Raw genomic sequence first — 23,372 nt, 5'->3', positions numbered from 1 at the left:
GATATGGACAGCTACATCCGCTGGTTTCAACGCTTCATCTGGATAGGCATTGCGATGAACATGGTGTTCGCCCTCCCTGCGCTGTTCGCGCCGGGGTTGCTGACATCGGTGGTCGGGCTGCCGCCGCAACTCTCTGACCCATGGCTGGAGAACGCTGGGATGCTGCTGGTTGGCATCAGCGTGTTTTACATGCCGTCGGGTTTCAACGCGCCGCGTTACGTGGTGCATTCCTGGTTGTGTGTGCTGACGCGATTGATCGCGGTGATTTTCTGGATTTACCTGATCAACACCAGCTCTCAAGGCTCGGTATTCGTGCCGATGTTGATGGGCGATCTGAGCTTCTTTCTGATCCTCGGCATTCTGCTCTACCTCGGCACCGCGCCGGAGAACCGCCCTTGGGCATTGCTTTGCGATGGCTGGCGCGAGTGGCGCGCGGCATGGCAGCGGCAATGGCAGAGTCACGCCTTCAAGGTAGGCACGCTGATTGTCGTCGCGGTACTCGGTTTCATCGGTTACGAGACCTGGTATCAGATGCTCCGCGTCGTGCCTGAACAGCAATATGCCTCCGACGAAGACCACTACAAGTACGCTGCCATCGGCCTCGGCATCGAAGCGCGCATCCCGTATTACCTGTTCGCCGTGCTGCCGCAGATGTGCCCGGAGAAAATGCCCAAACCCGGTGGCTGGGAGGTTTTCGGTTTCCTCTTTGAAAACGGCAAGGATCTGCCGATCGGCATGGCCAAGCGGCAGATCGGCTACCCGACGGTAGAGCCGAACTGCGCGCTGTGCCATACCGGCTCCTACCGCGCCAATGCCAGCGACGTCGCCGTCAATGTGCCGAGCGCGCCGGCCAACACCCTGCAACTGCAAGCCTTCCAGTGGTTCGCTTACGATTGCGCCAGCGATCCGAAATTCACCACCGACGCGGTGATGGCGGCGATCAACAGCAAGTTTCAGTTGGGCTTCTTTGAGAAGCTCTACAACCGCTACCTGATCATGCCGATGGCCAAAAGCGCACTGCTCAAGCAGAAGCAGGCTTACGCCTGGCAAAAGCTGCGTCCGCAACAAGGCCCGGGCCGCACCGACACCTTCAATCCGACGAAAATGGTGGTGTTCGGCTTCCCGGATGACTCGACCATCGGCACCGTCGACCTGCCGCAAGTGTGGAACCAGAAACCCCGCGAATCGATGTACCTGCACTGGGACGGCAATAACAACAAGATCCACGAACGCAACTACGCCGCCGCGATGGCCGTGGGCGCAACGCCAGAATCGGTGTTGCCGCCGAGCTTCAACCGCGTGACCAACTGGCTGCTCGGGCACAAGGCGCCTGCGTGGCCGTGGGCGCTGGATCAGGCCAAGGTCGCCCAGGGCAAACCGATCTGGGAGGCCAACTGCGCGGCTTGTCATGACTTCGGGCGCACCGATACCGGGCAGGTCACGACCAATATCGATCAGCTCGGCACTGATCCGCACCGGCTCGACTCGTTCACCACCGGTCTGGTGGCCGCGTTCCACACCTTCAAAAAACCGCCGTTCGATTTCGGCGCCTACCGCAAGACCCAGAGCTACAGCAACACGCCCACCGACGGCGTCTGGTTGCGCGCGCCGTACCTGCACAACGGCTCGGTGCCGACCCTATGGGACTTACTGCAACCGCCGGAAAAACGTCCGCAGGTGTTCATCACCGGCTCGGATATTTACGACCCGGTCAACGTCGGTTTCGTCACCAGCGGCGCCCAGGCCAAAGCCTCGGCGGACTTCAAATACGACACGCGGCTGGAGGGCAACCACAACAGCGGTCACCTGTACGGCACAACCCTGTCGGACGACGACAAGCGTGCATTGATCGAATTCATGAAAACCCTGTGAACCCTTACGGAGAGAGGATTACACCATGTCACTGGTCAGTCATTGGGAACACGAATACGACAAGGTCAAAGTGCGCATTCACGGCTTGTTCACGCGCATGGAAATGGCCTGGATGAAACTCATCAGCGAGCTCGAGCCGCAGGAGTTTCAGGCGATCATCAAGCTGCTGCAACGCGGGCATGATCAGGCGCAGTACGTGCTGAAGAACGGCGAGTTGCCGGACGACGAACCGAGCGTACCCTGGGAGCTGTCCCACGGTCTGTCGATCCTGCGCATCGGCAACGCCGCACCGTTGCCGCAGTCCACCGATCAACTGGCGACCCGGGTGCTCAAGGACGGCAGCCTGCTCGGCTGTCGCAAGTGGGAACTGCTGGATCTGCTGTGGAGCGAGGCGCTGCTGAAGTGGATCGAAAACCTGCGCCATCACGCGACCTTCGGTACTGACCCGGCGGTGGTGCAAATGGATCGCGACGTGACCCTGGCGATTGCCGGCGACTGGGGCACCGGGCCGTTCGACAGTCATGCGCCGGCGGTGTCGGTGGCCAATCAGATGCAACTGGCCCAGGCCGATTTCACCATTCATTTGGGCGATGTGTATTACGCCGGCAGTCATTCCCAGGAAGACGTCGACATGGCCGGTTGGCCGATGGGTACGCATGGCTCGTTTACCCTCAATTCCAACCACGAGATGTACAGCGGCGCCCACGGCTACTTCAAGGAACTGGCCAAGCGTTTTCCGGGGCAGCAGGGCACCAGTTACTTCGCCTTGATCAACGATGACTGGCTGGTGGTAGGGCTGGATTCTGCGTACGCGTCTGATGCGATGAATTTGTACATGGACGGCACTTTGAACGAGCCGCAGATCGCGTGGATGAAAGGCCTGCCAAAACGCAAAAAGCTCATGGTGCTCAGCCATCATCAGGGCTTCGATATTTCCGGGCACAACAAGACCGCGCTGTATCAACCGGTGTGCGATGCGCTGGGGCGCGAGCCGGATTATTGGTATTGGGGGCATCTGCACAACGGCATCGTGTATGCGCAGCAGGGTGGTTTGCATGCGCGTTGTGCCGGGCACGGGGCGATTCCCTATGGCAATGCCAGCGAGCTGGACGGGCATTCGCGGGTGTTGTGGTCGGAGACGCAGGATGCCAAGGACCCGGCATATCCGCTGCGGGTGTTGAACGGGTACGCGAAAATCAGGTTGGTGGGGGAGGAGATATTTGAGGAGTTTATTGGTGAGGATGGATCGGTGAGGTGGTCATCACACTGACTGATCGTTCCCACGCTCTGCGTGGGAACGCCTCAACGGACGCTCCGCGTTCGGCCTTTTGGGACGCAGAGCGTCCCGGGCTGCACTCCCACGCAGAGCGTGGGAACGATCAAGCAGAAGACATCAGCCCTGGACCGGGACACCTTTTAGGTACGGCGCAGGCTCGGCGCCGAGGTTGCTCAACAGGCGCTCGCTGTACCAGTCGACGAAGTTAACCACGCCAAACTCATAGGTCTTGGAGTAAGGCCCGGGCTGGTAGGCGGTGGAGTTGATCCCGCGCTGGTTCTCTTCGGCCAGGCGACGATCCTGATCGTTGGTCGCGTCCCACACCTGACGCATACGCTCCACGTCGTAATCGACACCCTCAACCGCATCCTTGTGCACCAGCCATTTGGTGGTGACCATGGTTTCCTGCGCGCTGATCGGCCACACGGTGAAGACGATGATGTGGTCGCCCATGCAGTGGTTCCACGAGTGCGGCAGGTGCAGGATGCGCATCGAACCCAGATCCGGGTTCTTGATCCGGCCCATCAGTTTCGCGCAGCCCTGTTTGCCGTCGAGGGTCATCGACACGGTGCCCTTGAGCAGCGGCATGCGCACGATGCGGTTGCGCAGGCCAAAGCTGGCGTGGGCGTAAGGGATTTTCTCAGCTTCCCAGGCAGCGGCGGACGCAGCAACGTGATCCTTGAACGCTTGATCGGCGCGCGGGTCGGTGACGTCGTCCCACTCCAGCAGGGTTTTCAGCAGTTCCGGGTGAGACGCGTTGCAGTGGTAGCACTCGCGGTTGTTTTCCAGCACCAGTTTCCAGTTGGCCTTTTCCATCAAGGTGGTGGTGATCGCCACCTTGGTGTTCTCCATGTCGTACGGTTCCATGTAGTGGTTCAGCGTCGCCAGGAAGTCATCAATGGCCGGTGGATTCTCCGCTAGGCTGATGAAGATATAGCCGCCAGCAGTCTTCACGTTCACCGGTTTGAGGCCATATTGCTTCATGTCGAAGTCGGCGCCCATCTCGGTGCCGGCGAACAGCAGGCGACCGTCCAGCTCGTACGTCCACTGGTGGTAGTGGCAGACCAGTTTGGCAACCTTGCCTTTTTCGCTGGTGCACAGTCGCGAACCACGGTGGCGGCAGACGTTATGGAACGCGTGCACCACGCCTTCGGCGCCACGGATAACGATGATCGGGTTTTTGCCGATCTGCAGGGTCAGGTAGTTGCCCTTGGCCGGGATCTCGCAGGTCATGCCGGCGATCAACCACTCTTTCTGGAAGATCTCCTGCATGTCGATATCGAACAGCCGCTCGTCGCTATAGAACGGTTGCGGCAGCGAAAACGTGCGCTCGCGCTCCTGGAGCATTTGTGCGGTGGCCTTGCGTGCGGGTTCCAGCGGATCGCCCAGGCTGATTTTTGCGGTGACGTCCATCGATGTGATCCTCATGGCCATCTGCGTGGCCGGCGAAAAGTGGCTGATCAGGTGTGCTGCTAACGGTTGCTACGCAAGGTGTAAAGAATCTGTATTGGTGTTGGGGCGAGTGTGGGGCCGGCGCTGCCGCGAACCTTATCCATGGGCGACATGGTGCAATCTGTTCCCGACGCGCAACCCCCGGTGGTTGGGGGCTGGTCGCGATAAGTATGCCGATGTCGCGGATAGGTAAACGGGCGGTTCGCGCTATACGCAGAATCGCCGACATGAGGCCGACAGTCGGCCGTGGAGAACAGCATGTCCAACAGCTTCCTGAATCCGGTCACCACCCAGACCTGGGCCAATGGCCGACACATCGTCCGTTGCGTCAAAGTCATCCAGGAAACCTGGGACGTGCGCACCTTCTGCTTTATGGCCGATCAGCCGATCCTGTTCTTCTTCAAGCCCGGGCAGTTCGTGACCCTGGAGCTGGAAATCGAAGGCCAGCCGATCATGCGCTCGTACACGATCTCCAGTTCGCCGTCGGTGCCGTACAGCTTTTCGGTGACGATCAAACGGGTGCCGGGCGGTAAGGTTTCCAACTGGCTGCACGATACGCTGCATGAAGGCCAGGAGCTGGCGGTGCACGGGCCGGTCGGGCTGTTCAATGCCATCGACTTTCCGAGCCCGAAAGTGCTGTACCTCAGCGGCGGCGTCGGCATCACGCCGTGCATGTCGATGGCGCGTTGGTTCTACGACACCAACGCCAACGTTGACATGACCTTTATCCACAGCGCGCGCTCGCCGAAAGACATCATTTACCACCGCGAGCTGGAACACATGGCGTCGCGGATTGACAACTTCAGCCTGCACCTGATTTGCGAGAAGCACGGCTTGGGCGAGCCGTGGGCCGGGTATCGCGGCTACCTCAATCACAAGATGCTTGAGTTGATGGTGCCGGACTTCCTTGAGCGCGAAGTGTTCTGCTGCGGCCCGACGCCGTACATGAACGCGGTCAAGCGCCTGCTGGAAGTGGCCGGTTACGACATGTCGCGTTATCACGAGGAATCCTTCGGTGCTACGCCACCGGAAGCTCGTGCCGATGCGGTCGAGCAAGCCGAACAGGCAGCCGATGCGCCAGAAATCGATGCAGCGGATCTGCATCAGGTCGAATTCACTTCGTCGGGCAAGAGCATTCGTGTTGCACCGGGCGAGACGGTGCATGCGGCGGCGGCCAAGCTGGGGTTGATGATTCCGAAGGCGTGCGGCATGGGGATTTGCGGGACGTGCAAGGTGCTCAAGCTGGGTGGTGAAGTGGAGATGGAGCACAACGGCGGGATTACCGAGGACGATGAGGCGGAAGGGTTTATCTTGTCGTGCTGCAGTGTGCCTAAAGGGGATGTGCGAATCGATTTTTGAGTGGGGCGAATTTTTGCGTACGGCATGCCCCTCACCCCAGCCCTCTCCCAGAGGGAGAGGGGGCCGACGGAGGTGTCTTGAGGGATCCATCGACCTGAAAGATCGAGTCGACTATGGATTCAGTAAAGCAGTTTCACGTCGGCGTAATTCTCAAATATCTCCCAATCAGTCCCCTCTCCCTCCGGGAGAGGGCTAGGGTGAGGGGCTTTTCAGTCGATAAACAAATCCGGCATGAGTGCCGCGTCGCTTTCTCGATCAAAGCGATATTGACCGAACTCCGTCACACCGCTCTCCCGCAAAATCTCCTCATCAATCAACAACCGCCCGGTAATCTGCCGCCCGCTGCTATCCAGAATCACATGCGCCGCATCCGCCATGATCGCTGGCGTTCGCGCCTGCTTGAACGACTCCCGATTACCCAACTGAAATTCAATCGCCGCCGTCGCAATCATCGTCTGCGGCCACAACGAATTGACACTGATCCCGTAACTGGCAAATTCCTCGCTCATCCCGATCGTCAGCATGCTCATGCCGTATTTGGTCACGGTGTAAGGGCTGAACTGTGCAAACCATTTGCTCGCCAGATTTAGCGGCGGCGACAGGTTGAGAATGTGCCCGGCGGATTTTTTCAGATAAGGCAGGGCGGCCTGGCTGCACAGCAACACCGCGCGGGTGTTGATCTGGTGCATCAGGTCGAAGCGTTTGAGCTCGATGTGTTGCACACCGGTGAGTTTGATCGCCCCGGCGTTGTTCACCAATGCATCGATGCCGCCGAAATGTTCGTTGGCCTGAGCCAGTGCCTGGCGTACGGCGTCTTCATCACGCACATCGACTTGCAGGGCCAAAGCCTTGCCGCCCGCTGCTTCGACTTCCGCTGCGACGCTGTGAATGGTCCCGGGTAACTTTGCGTGGGGTTCGGCGCTCTTCGCCGCAATCACGATATTGGCCCCGTCCCTGGCGGCCCGTAGCGCAATCTCACGGCCAATGCCACGGCTGGCGCCGGTGATGAACAGGGTTTTGCCTTGTAACGACATGCCGATGCTCCTGCTTATTGTTATGTGAGCGGAGGGCTCGACAGACAATGTAGACCAAGTCTTTCAGGGCAGAAGGAAGGCGTTTGATCGTTCCCACGCTCCGCGTAGGAATGCAGCCGTCGACGCTCCGCGTCATAGCGGTGTTAAGCATGTCGACAGTGGTGAGGCTGGAACGCGGAGCGTTCGGAGAGGCATTCCCACGCGGAGCGTGGGAACGATCAGTGGGGTGGAGTCGGATCTGATCGTTCCTACGCTCTGCGTGGGAATGCAGCCCGGGACGCTCCGCGTCCCATTTCAATACCAGCACTGAACCTCAGTCAGCCCCGGCATTCCCGTGTAGTTTCTGGCACTCGAATAACGCCAATGCTCTGGCAAATCCACATACCCGCGTTTCACCGGGTTGTTGTGGATGTATTCAAGCTTCTGGCGCATGACCGATTCGCTATAAACCATCTCTGCGTGGGAGCCTTCCTGCCACAACTGGTAAACCCGGTCTTGCTTGTGCGCACGTTTGCTAAAGCGCAGACGTTGCAGGGCTTTGTCTGCACCTTTGCTTTGCAGATCATCGATGATTTGTCGCGCGGTGAAAGATTTGAACTGGCTGAGGCATTTACTCAGGTCGGGCGCCTGAGCGACGAAGTGAAGATGGTTTTCCAGAATCACGTAGCCGTACAGCTTCAAGTCATGGTGGGTCTGTTGATAACGCCAGCAGTTGAGCAGGTGGTCGACGATGTAGGGACGGATGAACAGCGGCAACCACTCCATGACCGTGCAGGTCAGAAAATGTGGCTTTTCGGTTTCGGTAAGGGTGTAGCGGCTGCGGCCCATGGGATTCTTCCTTGAATCTTGCGGTGCATTGGAGATGGAACGCGGAGCGTCCCGGGATGCGTTACCACGCGGAGCGTGGGAGCGATCAGGATGAGGCGGGTGGCATGTTCTCGCTAGAAGAGAAGTCTGGTGTTGCGGTGGGAAAAATCATTCCCGATCGAAGATCGTTCCCACGCTCTGCGTGGGAAGGCAGCCGTCGACGCTCTGCGTCATAGCGGTGTTAAGCATGTCGACAGTGGTGAGGCGGGAACGCGGAGCGTCCCGGGAGGCATTCCCACGCGGAGCGTGGGAACGATCAGTGCAGGGGGATCAGGCGGACATGACTTCGCGGATGTCGCGGGCCAGTTCGCGGACGCGTTCTTCTTCGGTGTCCCAGGAGCACATGAAGCGCGCGCCGCCCTTGCCGATGAAGGTGTAGAAGCGCCAGTTCTTCGCGGTCAGCGCGGCGATGGCTGGTTCCGACAGTTGCAGGAACACGCCGTTGGCCTGGACCGGGAACATCAGTTCGACGCCTGGAATGTCGCTGACCAGCTCGGCCAGCAGTTGCGCGCAGTGGTTGGCGTGGCGGGCGTATTTCAGCCAGGCGCCGTTTTCGAGAATGCCGACCCAGGGTGCCGAGAGGAAACGCATTTTCGACGCCAGTTGTCCGGCCTGTTTGCAGCGGTAATCGAAATCTTCGGCCAGTTTGTGGTTGAAGAACAGGATCGCTTCACCCACGGCCATGCCGTTCTTGGTGCCGCCGAAGCACAGCACATCGACACCGGCCTTCCAGGTCAGATCCGCCGGCGAGCAGCCGAGGAAGGCGCAGGCGTTGGAGAAACGCGCGCCGTCCATGTGCAGGTGCAGACCCAGTTCTTTGCAAGTGGCGCTGATGGCGCGGACTTCTTCCGGGGTGTAGACACTACCGACTTCAGTGGCTTGGGTCAGGGTCACCACACGCGGTTTCGGGTAGTGAATGTCCTGGCGCTTGAGCGCGACTTCGCGGATCGATTGCGGGGTGATCTTGCCGTTTTCGGTGCCGGCGATCAGCAGTTTCGAGCCGTTGGAGAAAAATTCCGGGGCGCCGCATTCGTCAGTTTCGACGTGGGCGGTTTCCGAGCAGATCACGCTGTGGTAACTCTGGCACAGCGACGACAGGGCCAGCGAGTTGGCGGCGGTGCCGTTGAAGGCGAAGAACACTTCGCAGTCGGTTTCAAACAATTGGCGGAAATGGTCGGCCGCGCGTGCGGTCCATTCATCGTCGCCATACGCGCGCTGGTGGCCGTGGTTGGCCTGTTCCATTGCAGCCCAGGCTTCAGGGCAGATACCGGAGTAGTTGTCGCTGGCGAATTGTTGGCTCTTGTCGGTCATGGCCGGCTTCCGTGGTCGAGACTCTTGTGAAGGCTCGTGGTCAATGAGGGTGCGCACTTTACCGAAGATCTTCCGGGGAGCACACGGGATGTCACGTTCAGGAAATTACCAGTTTGTAGGACGATTATGCACTTGAGCAAACGCGACGGCGCACTGGATCTGCTCAAGTGGCTGGCGCTGCTGTGCATGTTGCTCGATCACCTGCGATATGCCGGGTTCTCCGCCGATTGGCTGTATGTGCCTGGGCGGCTGGCGTTTCCGTGGTTTTGCCTGGCGATGGCGGCGAATCTGGCGCGCGCAGGGTCGCGGAGGATGGAATGGCGCTATCTGGGCTGGTTGATGCTGTTCAGTGCAGTCAGTGAGATTCCCTATCGGCTGTACATTCCTGAGCCCGATACGTTGAACGTGATGCCGACGCTGGCGTTGGGCTTGCTGGTGGCGCGGGGGTGGCAGGATCCCTCGATCATGTCGCGATTGCTCGGTGTTGCTGTGCTGGTGCTGGCCGCCATGTTTCCGGAACGGCTGATGTTCGGTTTCTTCGGGATTCTGCTACCGCTGGCAATGCTGTTGGTGTTTCGCCGTCCGTGGTACTTCAGCTTGCTGCCGGGTTTGATATGCCTCGCAGCGAATCAATGGCAAGTGCTGTACGACTCGGCGAGGTTCGGCAGTAGCGTCGCCATTCTCGGTATTGCGACATGCCTGTTTGCGCCAATGCTAGGAATGTTCCTGTTGCGACATGGGCGACATCTCCAGCCGACACCGATGCGGCGCTGGGCCTATACCCTTTATCCCGCGCATTTTCTCCTCTTGCTACTTATCCGCCAGGTCGCCGCATAACCCTGTGGGAGCTGGCTTGCCAGCGATAGTGGTGGGTCAGCCACCATCAATGCCGGATGTGCCGCCGCCATCGCTGGCAAGCCAGCTCCCACAAGGTTCTCCAGTGTTTTCGAGATCGAGTCTGGTAATGGCATTTCCAGCCATGTCGTAAACGCACCTTTGCGTGGCGCGCGCAGGCATTTGAGCTGTCTGCGCCGGTCATACCATCGGCATCAAAGGGCACTGCCTTCATTGCCAGTGCCTTACCGAGACGAATGGCGCACAGATGCCGCTGGGAGAGACGCGATGTTCAGCAAGCAAGACCAGATCCAGGGTTACGACGATGCACTGCTGGCGGCGATGAATGCCGAGGAGCAACGTCAGGAAGATCACATCGAGCTGATCGCGTCGGAGAACTACACCAGCAAACGCGTGATGCAAGCGCAAGGCAGCGGCCTGACCAACAAATACGCCGAAGGCTATCCGGGCAAGCGCTACTACGGTGGCTGCGAGCACGTCGATAAAGTTGAAGCACTGGCCATCGAACGCGCCAAGCAACTGTTCGGCGCCGATTACGCCAACGTCCAGCCACACTCCGGTTCATCGGCCAACAGTGCTGTTTACCTGGCGCTGATCCAGCCGGGCGACACCATCCTCGGCATGAGCCTGGCCCACGGCGGGCACCTGACCCACGGCGCGAAAGTGTCGTCTTCGGGCAAGCTCTACAACGCCGTGCAGTACGGCATCAACACCGACACCGGGCTGATCGATTACGACGAAGTCGAGCGTCTGGCCGTTGAGTCCAAGCCGAAAATGATCGTCGCCGGTTTCTCCGCTTACTCGAAGACGCTGGACTTCCCGCGCTTCCGTCAGATCGCTGACAAGGTCGGTGCGCTGCTGTTTGTCGACATGGCCCACGTTGCCGGTCTGGTCGCCGCCGGTCTGTACCCGAACCCGCTGCCGTACGCCGACGTGGTCACCACCACCACGCACAAAACTTTGCGCGGTCCACGTGGCGGGCTGATCCTGGCCAAGTCCAACGAAGAAATCGAGAAGAAGCTCAACGCTGCCGTGTTCCCCGGCGCCCAGGGCGGCCCGCTGATGCACGTCATCGCCGGTAAAGCCGTGTGCTTCAAGGAAGCGCTGGAGCCCGGCTTCAAGGCGTATCAGCAACAAGTGATCGACAACGCTCAGGCGATGGCCAGCGTGTTTATCAAACGTGGCTACGATGTAGTGTCCGGCGGCACCGACAACCACTTGTTCCTGGTCAGCCTGATCCGTCAGGGCCTGACCGGCAAAGACGCCGACGCCGCCCTTGGCCGCGCGCACATCACCGTCAACAAGAACGCCGTGCCGAACGACCCGCAGTCGCCATTCGTGACCTCGGGCCTGCGCATCGGCACCCCGGCCGTCACAACTCGTGGCTTCAAGGTGACCCAGTGCGAAGTGTTGGCCGGCTGGATCTGCGACATCCTCGACAACCTCGGCGATGCCGATGTCGAGGCCAATGTTGCCCAGCAAGTGTCGGCCTTGTGCGCAGACTTCCCGGTTTATCGCTGAGTGTTCTGGAGTAACTGACTATGCAACGCTATTCGGGCTTCGGCCTCTTCAAACACTCCCTCAGCCACCACGAAAACTGGCAGCGCATGTGGCGCACGCCGACGCCGAAGAAGGTCTACGACGTGGTCATCGTCGGCGGCGGCGGGCACGGTCTGGCGACGGCTTACTACTTGGCCAAAGAACACGGCATCACCAACGTCGCCGTGGTCGAGAAGGGCTGGCTGGGCGGCGGTAACACCGCGCGCAACACCACCATCGTGCGCTCCAACTACCTGTGGGACGAGTCGGCGCACCTGTACGAACACGCGATGAAATTGTGGGAAGGCCTGTCGCAGGATCTCAACTACAACGTGATGTTCTCCCAGCGTGGCGTCTACAACCTGTGCCACACCCTGCAGGACATCCGTGATTCCGAGCGTCGGGTCAGCGCCAACCGCCTCAATGGCGTCGATGGCGAACTGCTCAACGCCAAGCAAGTCGCTGACGAGATTCCGTACCTCGACTGCTCGAAAAATACTCGCTACCCAGTGTTGGGCGCGACTGTTCAGCGTCGCGGCGGCGTTGCCCGTCACGATGCCGTGGCCTGGGGCTTTGCCCGTGCCGCTGACGCCCTCGGTGTCGACTTGATCCAGCAGACCGAAGTGATCGGCTTCCGCAAGGAAAACGGCGTGTGCATCGGTGTCGAAACCAACAAGGGCTTCATCGGCGCCAAGCGCGTCGGCGTGGTCACGGCCGGTAACTCCGGGCACATGGCCAAACTCGCCGGTTTCCGCCTGCCGATCGAATCCCACCCGCTGCAAGCGCTGGTGTCCGAGCCGATCAAACCGATTATCGACAGCGTGATCATGTCCAACGCCGTGCACGGTTACATCAGCCAGTCCGACAAGGGCGACCTGGTGATCGGCGCCGGTATCGACGGCTACAACGGCTACGGCCAGCGTGGTTCGTACCCGGTGATCGAACACACCATTCAGGCCATCGTCGAGATGTTCCCGGTGTTGTCCCGCGTACGCATGAACCGCCAGTGGGGCGGCATCGTCGACACCACCCCGGACGCTTGCCCGATCATTTCGAAAACCCCGGTACCGAACATGTTCTTCAACTGCGGTTGGGGCACCGGTGGCTTCAAGGCCACACCTGGCTCGGGCAACGTGTTTGCCGCGAGTCTGGCCAAGGGTGAAATGCACCCGTTGGCCGCACCGTTTTCCATCGACCGTTTCCACAACGGCGCACTCATCGACGAACACGGCGCTGCTGCCGTCGCCCACTAACAGGAGAAATCCCCATGTTGCATATCTTCTGTCCTCACTGCGGCGAGTTGCGCTCCGAAGAGGAATTCCACGCATCCGGCCAGGCGCACATTCCGCGCCCGCTCGATCCAGGCGCCTGCACCGACGAGGAGTGGGGCGACTACATGTTCTTCCGCGATAACCCGCGCGGACTGCACCACGAACTGTGGGATCACGTCGCCGGTTGCCGCCAGTACTTCAACGTCACCCGCGACACCGTGACTTACGAGATTCTCGAAACCTACAAGATCGGCACCAAGCCGCAATTCACCGACAAGGCTGATTCGGCGAAAACAGCCACGACGGCGCTGGGAGAGAAGGTATGAGCCAGACCAATCGCCTGTCCAACGGTGGACGGATCGACCGCAACAAAGTGCTGAGCTTCACCTTCAACGGTCAGAGCTACAAAGGCTTCGAGGGTGACTCGCTGGCCGCCGCACTGATCGCCAACGGCGTCGATATCATCGGCCGCAGCTTCAAGTATTCGCGTCCGCGCGGCATTTTCGCTGCTGGTGCCGAAGAGCCGAACGCGGTGCTGCAGATCGGTGCTACCGAAGCCACGCAGATTCCCAACGTGCGCGCCACGCAACAGGCACTGTATCAAGGTCTGGTTGCGACCAGCACCAACGGCTGGCCGAGCGTCAACAACGACATGATGGGTATTCTCGGCAAGGTCGGCGGCAAGCTGATGCCGCCGGGTTTCTACTACAAAACCTTCATGTACCCGCAGTCGTTCTGGATGACCTACGAGAAGTACATTCGCAAGGCTGCCGGTCTGGGCCGTTCGCCGACCGAGAATGATCCGGACACCTACGACTACATGAACCAGCACTGCGACGTGCTGATCGTCGGCGCTGGCCCGGCCGGTCTGGCCGCTGCCCTGGCCGCTGCGCGCAGCGGTGCCCGAGTGATTCTGGCCGATGAGCAGGAAGAGTTCGGTGGCAGCCTGCTCGATTCCCGCGAAAGCCTCGACGGCAAACCGGCGATGGACTGGGTCGCCAGCGTCATCACGGAACTGAAGAACACCCCGGACGTGCTGCTGTTGCCGCGCGCCACGGTCAACGGTTACCACGACCACAACTTCCTGACCATTCACGAACGCCTTACCGATCACCTCGGCGACCGTGCGCCCATCGGTCAGGTGCGTCAGCGTATTCACCGTGTTCGCGCCAAGCGTGTCGTGCTGGCGACCGGTGCTTGCGAGCGTCCGCTGGTTTACGGCAACAACGATGTGCCGGGCAACATGCTTGCCGGTGCGGTGTCGACTTACGTGCGTCGTTACGGCGTAGCACCGGGCAAGAAGCTTGTCCTCAGCACCAACAACGATCACGCCTACCGCGTGGCACTGGATTGGCTCGACGCCAGTCTGCAAGTGGTGGCCATCGCCGATGCGCGCAGCAATCCGCGTGGTGCGCTGGTGGAAGAAGCCCGCGCCAAAGGCATCCGCATTCTCACCGGCAGCGCCGTGATCGAAGCCCGTGGCAGCAAGCGCGTGACTGCTGCCCGCGTGGCGGCGATTGATGTTAAAGCGCACGCCGTGACCAGTCCTGGCGAGTGGCTCGACTGCGATGTGATCGCCAGTTCCGGCGGTTACAGCCCGGTCGTTCACTTGGCCTCGCACCTCGGTGGCAAGCCGACCTGGCGTGAAGACATCCTCGGTTTCGTACCGGGCGAAGCACCGCAGAAGCGCGTGTGCGTTGGTGGCATCAACGGCGTGTACGGTCTCGGCGATTCGCTCGCTGACGGTTTTGAAGGTGGCGTGCGCGCTGCCGCTGAAGCCGGTTTCCAGACTGTCGAAGGCGTGCTGCCAAAAGCCCTGAGCCGTCACGAAGAACCGACGCTGGCGCTGTTCCAGGTGCCGCATGAAAAGAACACCGCACGGGCGCCGAAGCAATTCGTCGATCTGCAAAACGATGTGACCGCTGCTGCGATCGAACTGGCGACCCGCGAAGGTTTCGAATCGGTCGAACACGTCAAACGCTACACCGCGCTGGGTTTCGGCACCGATCAGGGCAAGCTCGGCAACGTCAACGGTCTGGCCATCGCGGCCCGCTCGCTGAACGTGACCATCCCGCAGATGGGCACCACCATGTTCCGTCCGAACTACACGCCGGTGACTTTCGGCGCCGTGGCCGGTCGTCACTGTGGGCACATCTTCGAGCCGGTGCGTTACACCGCGCTGCATGCCTGGCATGTGAAGAACGGTGCCGAGTTTGAAGACGTCGGTCAGTGGAAGCGTCCATGGTACTTCCCGAAAAACGGTGAAGACCTGCATGCCGCCGTGAAGCGTGAATGCAAAGCTGTGCGCGACAGCGTCGGCCTGCTCGACGCCTCGACCCTCGGCAAGATCGACATTCAAGGCCCGGATGCCCGCGAGTTCCTCAACCGCGTGTACACCAACGCCTGGACCAAACTTGACGTGGGCAAGGCTCGCTACGGTTTGATGTGCAAAGAAGACGGCATGGTCTTCGACGACGGTGTGACGGCGTGCCTGGCCGACAACCATTTCGTCATGACCACCACCACCGGCGGCGCGGCGCGCGTGCTGCAGTGGCTGGAGCTGTACCACCAGACTGAATGGCCGGACATGAAGGTTTACTTCACCTCCGTGACTGACCACTGGGCGACCATGACCCTGTCCGGGCCGAACAGCCGCAAGCTGCTCAGCGCCGTGACCGACATTGATCTGAGCAACGAAGCGTTCCCGTTCATGACCTGGAAAGAAGGTCTGGTCGGCGGCGTGCCGGCGCGGGTGTTCCGCATCTCGTTCACCGGTGAGCTGTCGTACGAAGTCAACGTGCAGGCCGACTATGCGATGGGCGTGCTGGAGAAAATCGTCGAGGCCGGCAAGCAGTACAACCTGACCCCGTACGGCACTGAAACCATGCACGTCCTGCGTGCCGAGAAGGGCTTCATCATTGTCGGTCAGGACACGGACGGCTCGATGACCCCGGATGACTTGAACATGGGCTGGTGCGTCGGTCGCACCAAACCGTTCTCGTGGATCGGCCAGCGTGGGATGAACCGTGAAGACTGCGTGAAGGATCAGCGTAAACAGTTGGTCGGCCTGAAGCCGATTGATCCGAATGTCTGGCTGCCGGAAGGCGCGCAATTGGTGTTCAACACCAAGCAGGCGATCCCGATGACCATGGTCGGCCACGTGACGTCCAGCTACGCGCACAACTCCCTCGGTTATTCGTTTGCCATGGGTGTGGTCAAGGGTGGTCTGAAGCGCATGGGTGAGCGGGTGTTTGCACCGCTGGCCGATGGCAGCGTGATCGAGGCGGAGATTGTTTCTTCGGTGTTCTTTGATCCGAAGGGTGATCGCCAGAACATCTGACACTGATCGTTCCCACGCTCTGCGTGGGAATGCATCCCGGGACGCTCCGCGTCCCAAGAGCGGACGCAGAGCGTCCATGGCGGCATTCCCACGCAGAGCGTGGGAACGATCAAGAATTCAGGAAGGTGCTTTATGACCACAGCCAATGTTTACCAACAACGCCCGACCACCGGCGCCAAGGCCGAGTCGTCGCTGCACCATGCCGACCTCGCCAGCCTGGTCGGCAAGGGCCGCAAGAACGCCGGCGTGATCGTGCGGGAAAAGAAACTCCTCGGCCACCTGACCATTCGTGGCGATGGCCACGATGCCGCGTTCGCCGCCGGTGTGCACAAGGCCCTGGGTATCGAACTGCCCGGCGCTCTGAGCGTGATCGTCAAAGGCGAAACCAGCCTGCAATGGATGGGCCCGGATGAGTGGCTACTGATCGTGCCGAGCGGTGAAGAATTCGCCGCCGAACAGAAACTGCGTGAAGCCCTGGGCGATCTGCACATCGCGATCGTCAACGTCAGCGGTGGCCAGCAGGTGCTCGAACTGAGCGGCCCGAACGTGCGTCAAGTGCTGATGAAATCGACCAGCTATGACGTGCACCCGAACAATTTCCCGGTGGGTAAAGCGGTCGGCACGGTATTCGCCAAGTCGCAACTGATGATTCGCCACACCGCTGAAGACACTTGGGAATTGCTGATTCGTCGCAGCTTCTCGGATTACTGGTGGTTGTGGTTGCAGGATGCTTCGGCTGAGTACGGGTTGAGCGTTCAGGCCTGATCAAAAGCCACCCCCTCACCCCAGCCCTCTCCCCCCAGGGGGGAGAGGGGGAAAGGGAGCGGATTTGTGTGTTTTTCGAGCCTGAGTTCGACGCGATATTTCAGGTCGGCGTAGCTCGAATGAACACCTCGGTCAGTCCCCTCTCCCTTTGGGAGAGGGCTAGGGTGAGGGAAAAACCTGACACCCCGCACAAAGAACAGGAGTCACCGCACCATGAGCCGCGCCCCAGACACATGGATTCTGACCGCCGACTGCCCCAGCGTCCTCGGCACCGTGGACGCGGTGACGCGTTTTCTGTTCGAGCAGGGCTGCTACGTCACCGAGCACCACTCGTTCGATGACCGCCTCTCCGGGCGTTTCTTCATTCGCGTGGAATTCCGTCAGCCCGACGGCTTCGACGAACAATCCTTCCGCGCCGGTTTAGCCGAACGTGGTCAGGCCTTTGGCATGGTCTTCGAACTAACCGCGCCGAACTACCGGCCGAAAGTGGTGATCATGGTCTCCAAGGCCGATCACTGCCTCAACGACTTGCTCTACCGCCAGCGCATCGGCCAGTTGTCGATGGACGTCGCGGCGGTGGTCTCCAATCACCCGGACCTCAAACCGCTGGCCGACTGGCACCAGATTCCCTACTACCATTTCCCCCTCGACCCCAACGACAAACCGTCGCAGGAACGTCAGGTGTGGCAGGTGATCGAAGAGTCCGGCGCCGAACTGGTGATCCTCGCGCGCTATATGCAGGTGCTGTCGCCGGAGCTGTGCCGCAAGCTCGATGGCAAGGCGATCAACATTCACCACTCGCTGCTGCCGGGTTTCAAGGGCGCCAAGCCGTATCACCAGGCATACAACAAGGGCGTGAAACTGGTTGGCGCGACGGCGCATTACATCAATAACGACCTCGATGAAGGGCCGATCATTGCCCAGGGTGTCGAGGCGGTGGATCACAGTCATTACCCTGAGGATCTGATTGCCAAGGGGCGCGATATTGAAGGCCTGACGCTGGCGCGGGCGGTTGGGTATCACATTGAGCGGAGGGTGTTTCTCAACGCCAATCGTACGGTCGTTCTTTAGGCCGCCATCGCTGGCAAGCCAGCTCCCACAGGGATTTGTGTCGTACACAGGATTTGAATCCAATCCGAACCTTGTGGGAGCTGGCTTGCCAGCGATGAGGCCCTGACAGGCAACACATAAACAGCATCTGTACCCGAGCACTCAACGCGCTGCCTGCCTGGGCAACGCGGTTCCATAAAAACAACAGCGAGGTGAAAGCATGTCTGGCAATCGTGGTGTGGTGTATCTCGGCGCTGGCAAGGTCGAAGTACAGAAAATCGACTATCCGAAAATGCAGGACCCGCGCGGTCGCAAGATCGAGCACGGGGTCATTCTCAAAGTGGTTTCCACCAACATCTGCGGCTCCGACCAGCACATGGTGCGCGGCCGTACCACGGCGCAAACCGGTCTGGTGCTGGGGCACGAGATCACCGGCGAGGTGATCGAAAAAGGCTCCGACGTCGAAAACCTGAAAATCGGTGACTTGGTCTCCGTACCGTTCAACGTGGCTTGCGGGCGCTGCCGTTCCTGCAAAGAGCAACACACCGGCGTGTGCCTGACCGTCAACCCGGCCCGTGCCGGCGGTGCTTACGGTTACGTCGACATGGGCGACTGGACCGGTGGCCAAGCCGAGTACGTGCTGGTGCCATACGCCGACTTCAACCTGTTGAAACTGCCGGACCGCGACAAGGCCATGGAGAAAATCCGCGACCTGACCTGCCTCTCCGACATCCTCCCTACCGGTTACCACGGCGCCGTCACTGCCGGCGTTGGCCCGGGCAGCACCGTTTACATTGCCGGCGCCGGCCCGGTCGGTCTGGCCGCTGCCGCTTCCGCGCGTCTGCTCGGTGCGGCGGTGGTGATCGTCGGCGACGTCAACACCATCCGCCTGGCTCACGCCAAATCCCAGGGTTTTGAAATCGTCGACCTGTCCAAGGACACCCCGCTGCACGAACAGATCGCCGCACTGCTGGGCGAGCCGGAAGTGGATTGCGCAGTGGACTGCGTTGGTTTCGAAGCCCGCGGCCACGGCCATGACGGCGTCAAAGCCGAGGCCCCGGCCACCGTGCTCAACTCACTGATGGGCGTGGTGCGCGTGGCCGGCAAGATCGGTATCCCGGGCCTGTACGTCACCGAAGATCCGGGTGCCGTGGACGCCGCCGCAAAAATGGGCAGCCTGAGCATTCGCTTCGGCCTGGGTTGGGCCAAGTCGCACAGCTTCCACACCGGGCAAACCCCAGTGATGAAGTACAACCGCCAACTGATGCAGGCGATCATGTGGGATCGGATCAACATCGCCGAAGTGGTGGGGGTGCAGGTGATCAGCCTTGATCAGGCGCCGGAAGGTTACGGCGAGTTCGATGCGGGCGTGCCGAAGAAGTTTGTGATTGATCCGCATAAGTTGTTTAGTGCGGCGTAAGGCTTAAGTTCGATACAAAACGGCGACTTCAGGGGCGCCGTTTTTTTGTTTAGAGCCAAGGTCAAAAGCTACCCCTCACCCCAGCCCTCTCCCGGAGGGAGAGGGGGCCGACCGAGGGATGCTCACAATTTACGCCGACCTGAAAATACCGCTGTGAATCCATAATCGGCTCGGTAATTCAGGTCGATGAAACTCGAGAGAACACCACGGTCAGTCCCCTCTCCCTCTGGGAGAGGGCTAGGGTGAGGGGCTTTACAAGGCCGCCAACGTCCCTTGATACAGCACCGGCCCCGTCGGCTGCCCGGTCGGCGAACCACCTTTCGGTTCCAGGCTCACTGCCAGCGCAATCGGTTTGCCGATCAACACCTTCTGCGCCTCGTTCAACTCAACCTTGCCTTTGCCGCCCGCCGGAATAACGCCGAGGGAAATCGGTTTGCCATCCGCCGGAATCGCCCACAGCTCCAGGCTACGATCCGAATCAACCGCCGCCAGCGTCAGCGGCTCGACTTGCAGATAATCCGCATGCGCTTCGACCTTCAGCGCCGGTTGCGCATCGGCGGTCAGCAGCGTGGCGCGGTAGCGGGCGTCGTCGCGGTTGTACAGCGAGCCGAGGAGCACCAGCACGGCAATGGAGCAGATCGCAGCGGTGAGTCGCAGCCAGTTCCAGAATGGCCGTTTCTCAGGCACATGCAGCACCTGCGGTTCGATGCGCGCGGTGATGCCTTGCCACACGCGGTCGGGCACCGGATGTTCCGGCAGCGCTTCGGTGAGAGAGACGAGGCTTTCCTGCCATTGCGCCAGTTCAGCCCTTAATGCCGCGTCATCCAGCAGCAACTGTTCAAAGCGCCGCCGCGCAGGTGCAGACATCAGGCCAATCGCGTAATCGGCGGCGAGGGCGCGGCGCAGGGCAGGGGTCTGGTAGTTCATGATTCAAGGCACCGGCGCAGACGTTCGAGGCCACGGCGAATCCAAGATTTGACTGTCCCCAGTGGCGTGGCGAGATGTTCGGCGAGTTCCGTGCACGACAATCCTTGAAAGTAGGCCACGGTGATTGACTGGCGCTGCATGCTTTCGAGGGTTTCGAGGCATCGGTTCAGCGCGTTGGCCTCACGGGCGCTGTTCAGTTGCTCGTGAACCGAGGGGCTTTCGTCCGGCAGTGTGTCCTGTTCCAGATCGGTCAGTGGCCTTTCGCGATGTTTACGCAACTGATCGATGGCCTGATTACGGGTGATGTTGATCATCCAAGTCAGCGGCGCCGACAGGTGCGCTTCGTAGCGCGAGGCGTTGTTCCAGATGCGCACGAAGCTTTCCTGCAGCACTTCCTCCGCCAGATCGGTGCGGCCCATAAACCGCAGGGCGACGCCATGCAGACGCGGGCCGACGCTGCGGTACAGCGTTTCGAAGGCGCGACGATCGCCCAGTGCACACTGGGCCAACAGCTGGCGCAACTGATCGGTGTCGGCGATGGAAATGACCACTCTCCAGGCAAAGGTCGAGCGACGAGGGCTGGGCTCGGACTGTTCACAGGCTAGTTCAGCGACAGCGGTTGTGCCATTCATCGCGAAGGTGTCCGGGATTTCACGTTTTATATACGCAGGCCGGACGAAAATGGATGCGCCGCGCCGGAACATGCCGGCGGATACCCGGTCAAACCGGCAGTTTCACTGCTCGTGCAACGGGTGGTTTTCACAGCGCAAGAGGATGTCTGAATGAAGATTTCACGCGGTATTGCCTTGGCATCGCTCCTGACCCTGGCCGCCGGGCCGGTGTTTGCCGGTTTCAGTCTGAACGACGTCGCTGGTGCGGTTTCGGGGATGCAGGGCGGTGACAAGGCGGCCGCTGCGGCGCCGACCTCGGAAACCGCCGGTTTGCTCAGTGCTCTCAGTGCGCTGGATGTCACGCCGGAGCAAGCCGTTGGCGGCACCAGTGCGATGCTCGGTCTGGCCAAGAATCAATTGAGCAGTACCGATTATTCGCAGTTGGCCAAAGAAGTGCCAGGCATCGACAAACTGTCGGGTGGCAGCGGCAATCTGGCGGCGTTGGGCGCTTTGCTCGGCTCGTCCGGCAAGTCCGCCGGGCTGGAGAATGCGCTGGGCAACGTCAAGGACACCAATGACCTGAACAATGCCTTCAGCGCATTGGGCATGGACAGCGGCATGATCGGCCAGTTTGCCCCTGTGCTGTTGCAATACCTCGGTCAGCAGGGCGTCGGCGGTTCGCTGCTGAGCAGCCTGGGCAGCATCTGGGGTGCCGGCACCGGTAGCTGATTCAGCCGCGTTCGCGGCGCAGTTCGGCGATGCGCTGATCCTTCTCGTTCCAGAGCTGGTTGACCCAGTTCTGGAACGTCTGGCGGAACGCCGGATCATTCTCGTAATCGCCCTGCCACAGTGCCGGGTCGAGTTCGCGGGTCTTGATGTCGATGATCACGCGCGGCACTTTGCCGCTGATCAAATCCCAGAAACCCGGGATGTTCGCCTGTGGATAAACCACCGTGACATCGAGAATCGCATCCAGCTGTTCACCCATCGCCGCCAGCACAAACGCTACGCCACCGGCCTTGGGCTTGAGCAAATACTTGAACGGTGATTGCTGCTGCGCGCTTTTCGCGGCGGTGTAGCGCGTGCCTTCCAGATAATTCACCACGGTCACTGGCTGACGCTTGAACAGCTCGCAGGCCTGTTTGGTGATTTCCAGATCCTTGCCGGCCAGCTCCGGATGTTTTGCCAGAAATGCCTTGGTGTAGCGTTTCATGAAGGGGTAATCCAGCGCCCACCACGCCAGTCCGAGAAACGGCACCCAGATCAGTTCTTTCTTGAGGAAGAATTTGAAGAACGGCGTGCGGCGGTTGAGGGTCTGGATCAGCGCCGGAATGTCGACCCACGACTGGTGGTTACTGACCACCAGATACGAAGTGTCACTGCGCAAGTCTTCGCCACCGCGAATGTCCCATTGGGTGGGGATGCACAGGCGGAAAATCAGCTTGTCGATCTCGGCCCAGGTCTCGGCGATCCACATCACCGCGCCCGACGCGTAATCGCGCCAGCGGCCTGGTGCGATCAGTTTGAGCAGAGCAAATACCAGCAACGGCCCGATCAGGATCAGGGTGTTGAGCAACAGCAGCAGGGTGACGAAACAGCCGGTGAGCAGGCGGCGCATAAGCAACTCTTTGCAAACGGATGGGCACGCCATGATAAGCAGCTTCGCGCGACAGGCCAAATCGGCGGTGACGAATGTTTCACTTTAGTCGCGTTAACCTGATCGTTCCCACGCTCTGCGTGGTAACGCCGCCCGGGACGCTCCGCGTCCCTGTGACGCAGAGCGTCACTGGATGCATGCCCACGCAGAGCGTGGGAACGATCAAGCGCGCAACGGTCTAAAATCCCGTTGCCCAACCTCTCAAGGAAGCCCCTTACTTGAAATCCCTCCTTGCACTGTTTGCCCTCGTCGCCCTGCCGGTCATGGCCGCCGAGCCGACCCTGTACGGGCGCTATGAATACATCGCGCTGCCGGAAATCGGCGGTGAAGTGCTCAAGGCCAAGATGGACACCGGCGCCCTGACCGCCTCGCTGTCGGCCAAGGACATCGAGACCTTCACCCGCGATGGCGATGAATGGGTGCGGTTCCGCCTCGCCACCAAAGACGCCAGCAACAAGGTCTATGAACACAAGGTCGCGCGGATCAGCAAGATCAAGAGCCGTTCGGATGAAGAGGACGAGGGCGAAAGCACCGAAGTCGCCAAGCGCCCGGTGGTCGATCTGGAACTGTGTCTGGGTAACGTCAAGCGTACCGTCGAGGTCAACCTGACCGACCGCAGCAACTTCAACTACCCGCTGCTGATCGGTGCCAAGGCCTTGCGTGAATTCGGCGCGGCAGTGAACCCGGCGCGGCGCTTCACCGCCGACAAACCGGACTGCTGAACCAAGTGGTCTCATTGACGTAACGTCAGGCTTGGGGCACCGTT

The 23,372-nt window shown here is 60.5% G+C and carries 20 protein-coding genes; 13 read left to right on the top strand and 7 right to left on the bottom strand.

The features are described 5' to 3' along the window. Positions 1-3 precede the first annotated feature (3 nt). Positions 4-1,872, top strand: a complete 1,869-nt coding sequence (locus tag LOY43_RS26255; protein WP_258708917.1) for a hypothetical protein — start codon at positions 4-6, stop codon at positions 1,870-1,872. A gap of 25 nt (positions 1,873-1,897) precedes the next feature. Beyond that, the gene (locus LOY43_RS26250; protein WP_095050267.1) at positions 1,898-3,142 is read left to right on the top strand and encodes a metallophosphoesterase; all 1,245 of its coding nucleotides are present in this window, start codon (positions 1,898-1,900) and stop codon (positions 3,140-3,142) included. Positions 3,143-3,265: 123 nt separating this feature from the next. Here LOY43_RS26250 and gbcA read toward each other — a convergent pair whose 3' ends face one another. Beyond that, positions 3,266-4,561 (bottom strand): glycine-betaine demethylase subunit GbcA, encoded by a 1,296-nt coding sequence (gene gbcA, locus LOY43_RS26245; protein WP_095050268.1) that lies wholly within the window; start codon positions 4,559-4,561, stop codon positions 3,266-3,268. Between the two features lie 297 nt (positions 4,562-4,858). Between gbcA and gbcB the strand changes: the two genes are divergently transcribed. Then, positions 4,859-5,959 carry a glycine-betaine demethylase subunit GbcB gene (gene gbcB / locus LOY43_RS26240; protein ID WP_007911227.1) on the top strand — a complete coding sequence of 367 codons (1,101 nt, stop codon included), beginning with the start codon at positions 4,859-4,861 and terminating at the stop codon, positions 5,957-5,959. A 209-nt stretch (positions 5,960-6,168) separates the two neighbouring features. On the opposite strand, the gene LOY43_RS26235 is transcribed toward gbcB, so the two are convergent. The 3 genes from LOY43_RS26235 to LOY43_RS26225 form a co-directional block, all read right to left on the bottom strand. Continuing rightward, the gene (locus LOY43_RS26235; RefSeq protein WP_095050269.1) at positions 6,169-6,993 is read right to left on the bottom strand and encodes an NAD(P)-dependent oxidoreductase; all 825 of its coding nucleotides are present in this window, start codon (positions 6,991-6,993) and stop codon (positions 6,169-6,171) included. 294 nt (positions 6,994-7,287) lie between these two features. Next, a complete protein-coding gene (locus LOY43_RS26230) occupies positions 7,288-7,821 on the bottom strand; it encodes an REP-associated tyrosine transposase (protein ID WP_258708916.1) in 534 nt (177 codons plus the stop codon). Between the two features lie 309 nt (positions 7,822-8,130). Further along, positions 8,131-9,171 carry a low specificity L-threonine aldolase gene (locus LOY43_RS26225; RefSeq protein WP_093429910.1) on the bottom strand — a complete coding sequence of 347 codons (1,041 nt, stop codon included), beginning with the start codon at positions 9,169-9,171 and terminating at the stop codon, positions 8,131-8,133. 126 nt (positions 9,172-9,297) lie between these two features. On the opposite strand from LOY43_RS26225, the gene LOY43_RS26220 reads away from it, so the two are divergent. The 8 genes from LOY43_RS26220 to fdhA all read left to right on the top strand — a co-directional run bounded on the left by LOY43_RS26220 (position 9,298) and on the right by fdhA (position 19,411). Then, complete coding sequence (locus tag LOY43_RS26220) at positions 9,298-10,008, top strand: TraX family protein (protein WP_220557094.1); 711 nt, start codon at positions 9,298-9,300, stop codon at positions 10,006-10,008. A 285-nt stretch (positions 10,009-10,293) separates the two neighbouring features. Further along, complete coding sequence (locus LOY43_RS26215) at positions 10,294-11,547, top strand: serine hydroxymethyltransferase (protein WP_007913117.1); 1,254 nt, start codon at positions 10,294-10,296, stop codon at positions 11,545-11,547. A 20-nt stretch (positions 11,548-11,567) separates the two neighbouring features. Then, positions 11,568-12,818, top strand: a complete 1,251-nt coding sequence (locus tag LOY43_RS26210; RefSeq protein ID WP_034155011.1) for a sarcosine oxidase subunit beta — start codon at positions 11,568-11,570, stop codon at positions 12,816-12,818. A 14-nt stretch (positions 12,819-12,832) separates the two neighbouring features. Next, positions 12,833-13,162 (top strand): sarcosine oxidase subunit delta, encoded by a 330-nt coding sequence (locus LOY43_RS26205; protein WP_007913119.1) that lies wholly within the window; start codon positions 12,833-12,835, stop codon positions 13,160-13,162. Continuing rightward, complete coding sequence (locus LOY43_RS26200; protein WP_258708915.1) at positions 13,159-16,176, top strand: sarcosine oxidase subunit alpha; 3,018 nt, start codon at positions 13,159-13,161, stop codon at positions 16,174-16,176. The genes LOY43_RS26205 and LOY43_RS26200 overlap by 4 nt, the downstream gene beginning before the upstream one ends. Positions 16,177-16,308: 132 nt before the next feature. After that, positions 16,309-16,941 (top strand): sarcosine oxidase subunit gamma, encoded by a 633-nt coding sequence (locus LOY43_RS26195; RefSeq protein ID WP_008086919.1) that lies wholly within the window; start codon positions 16,309-16,311, stop codon positions 16,939-16,941. Between the two features lie 213 nt (positions 16,942-17,154). After that, a complete protein-coding gene (purU, locus tag LOY43_RS26190) occupies positions 17,155-18,012 on the top strand; it encodes a formyltetrahydrofolate deformylase (RefSeq protein WP_064589552.1) in 858 nt (285 codons plus the stop codon). Positions 18,013-18,211: 199 nt separating this feature from the next. Beyond that, positions 18,212-19,411 (top strand): formaldehyde dehydrogenase, glutathione-independent, encoded by a 1,200-nt coding sequence (gene fdhA, locus LOY43_RS26185; RefSeq protein WP_034155015.1) that lies wholly within the window; start codon positions 18,212-18,214, stop codon positions 19,409-19,411. A gap of 252 nt (positions 19,412-19,663) precedes the next feature. On the opposite strand, the gene LOY43_RS26180 is transcribed toward fdhA, so the two are convergent. Continuing rightward, positions 19,664-20,338 carry an anti-sigma factor domain-containing protein gene (locus tag LOY43_RS26180; RefSeq protein WP_258708914.1) on the bottom strand — a complete coding sequence of 225 codons (675 nt, stop codon included), beginning with the start codon at positions 20,336-20,338 and terminating at the stop codon, positions 19,664-19,666. Next, positions 20,335-20,970: an RNA polymerase sigma factor gene (locus LOY43_RS26175; protein ID WP_095050274.1), complete on the bottom strand. Its 636-nt coding sequence runs from the start codon at positions 20,968-20,970 to the stop codon at positions 20,335-20,337. Before LOY43_RS26175 ends, LOY43_RS26180 begins: the two co-directional genes overlap by 4 nt. A 150-nt stretch (positions 20,971-21,120) precedes the next feature. Between LOY43_RS26175 and LOY43_RS26170 the strand changes: the two genes are divergently transcribed. Next, positions 21,121-21,678, top strand: coding sequence for a DUF2780 domain-containing protein (locus LOY43_RS26170; protein WP_095050275.1), 558 nt, complete (start codon positions 21,121-21,123; stop codon positions 21,676-21,678). Position 21,679: 1 nt separating this feature from the next. Here the strand turns inward: LOY43_RS26170 and LOY43_RS26165 are convergent, their stop codons facing one another. Continuing rightward, positions 21,680-22,567, bottom strand: a complete 888-nt coding sequence (locus tag LOY43_RS26165) for an acyltransferase (protein ID WP_258708913.1) — start codon at positions 22,565-22,567, stop codon at positions 21,680-21,682. A 257-nt stretch (positions 22,568-22,824) separates the two neighbouring features. On the opposite strand from LOY43_RS26165, the gene LOY43_RS26160 reads away from it, so the two are divergent. Continuing rightward, on the top strand, positions 22,825-23,328 hold the full coding sequence (locus LOY43_RS26160; protein WP_095050277.1) for an ATP-dependent zinc protease: 504 nt from the start codon (positions 22,825-22,827) through the stop codon (positions 23,326-23,328). Positions 23,329-23,372: the final 44 nt, after the last annotated feature.

The organism is Pseudomonas sp. B21-041, from assembly GCF_024748675.1.
GTDB lineage: Bacteria > Pseudomonadota > Gammaproteobacteria > Pseudomonadales > Pseudomonadaceae > Aquipseudomonas > Aquipseudomonas neuropathica.
This window is presented reverse-complemented; position numbering and strand designations above follow the sequence as displayed.

What these genes read in the sequence shown, in the direction of transcription:
- LOY43_RS26255 (WP_258708917.1), top strand. Translation starts at nt 4, where the DNA reads ATGGACAGCTACATCCGCTGGTTTCAACGCTTCATCTGGATAGGCATT.
- LOY43_RS26195 (WP_008086919.1), top strand. Translation starts at nt 16,309, where the DNA reads ATGACCACAGCCAATGTTTACCAACAACGCCCGACCACCGGCGCCAAG.
- LOY43_RS26210 (WP_034155011.1), top strand. Translation starts at nt 11,568, where the DNA reads ATGCAACGCTATTCGGGCTTCGGCCTCTTCAAACACTCCCTCAGCCAC.
- LOY43_RS26235 (WP_095050269.1), bottom strand. Translation starts at nt 6,993, where the DNA reads ATGTCGTTACAAGGCAAAACCCTGTTCATCACCGGCGCCAGCCGTGGC.
- gbcB (WP_007911227.1), top strand. Translation starts at nt 4,859, where the DNA reads ATGTCCAACAGCTTCCTGAATCCGGTCACCACCCAGACCTGGGCCAAT.
- LOY43_RS26220 (WP_220557094.1), top strand. Translation starts at nt 9,298, where the DNA reads ATGCACTTGAGCAAACGCGACGGCGCACTGGATCTGCTCAAGTGGCTG.
- gbcA (WP_095050268.1), bottom strand. Translation starts at nt 4,561, where the DNA reads ATGGACGTCACCGCAAAAATCAGCCTGGGCGATCCGCTGGAACCCGCA.
- LOY43_RS26165 (WP_258708913.1), bottom strand. Translation starts at nt 22,567, where the DNA reads ATGCGCCGCCTGCTCACCGGCTGTTTCGTCACCCTGCTGCTGTTGCTC.
- LOY43_RS26230 (WP_258708916.1), bottom strand. Translation starts at nt 7,821, where the DNA reads ATGGGCCGCAGCCGCTACACCCTTACCGAAACCGAAAAGCCACATTTT.
- LOY43_RS26225 (WP_093429910.1), bottom strand. Translation starts at nt 9,171, where the DNA reads ATGACCGACAAGAGCCAACAATTCGCCAGCGACAACTACTCCGGTATC.
- LOY43_RS26200 (WP_258708915.1), top strand. Translation starts at nt 13,159, where the DNA reads ATGAGCCAGACCAATCGCCTGTCCAACGGTGGACGGATCGACCGCAAC.
- LOY43_RS26180 (WP_258708914.1), bottom strand. Translation starts at nt 20,338, where the DNA reads ATGAACTACCAGACCCCTGCCCTGCGCCGCGCCCTCGCCGCCGATTAC.
- LOY43_RS26215 (WP_007913117.1), top strand. Translation starts at nt 10,294, where the DNA reads ATGTTCAGCAAGCAAGACCAGATCCAGGGTTACGACGATGCACTGCTG.
- LOY43_RS26170 (WP_095050275.1), top strand. Translation starts at nt 21,121, where the DNA reads ATGAAGATTTCACGCGGTATTGCCTTGGCATCGCTCCTGACCCTGGCC.
- fdhA (WP_034155015.1), top strand. Translation starts at nt 18,212, where the DNA reads ATGTCTGGCAATCGTGGTGTGGTGTATCTCGGCGCTGGCAAGGTCGAA.
- LOY43_RS26250 (WP_095050267.1), top strand. Translation starts at nt 1,898, where the DNA reads ATGTCACTGGTCAGTCATTGGGAACACGAATACGACAAGGTCAAAGTG.
- LOY43_RS26205 (WP_007913119.1), top strand. Translation starts at nt 12,833, where the DNA reads ATGTTGCATATCTTCTGTCCTCACTGCGGCGAGTTGCGCTCCGAAGAG.
- LOY43_RS26175 (WP_095050274.1), bottom strand. Translation starts at nt 20,970, where the DNA reads ATGAATGGCACAACCGCTGTCGCTGAACTAGCCTGTGAACAGTCCGAG.
- purU (WP_064589552.1), top strand. Translation starts at nt 17,155, where the DNA reads ATGAGCCGCGCCCCAGACACATGGATTCTGACCGCCGACTGCCCCAGC.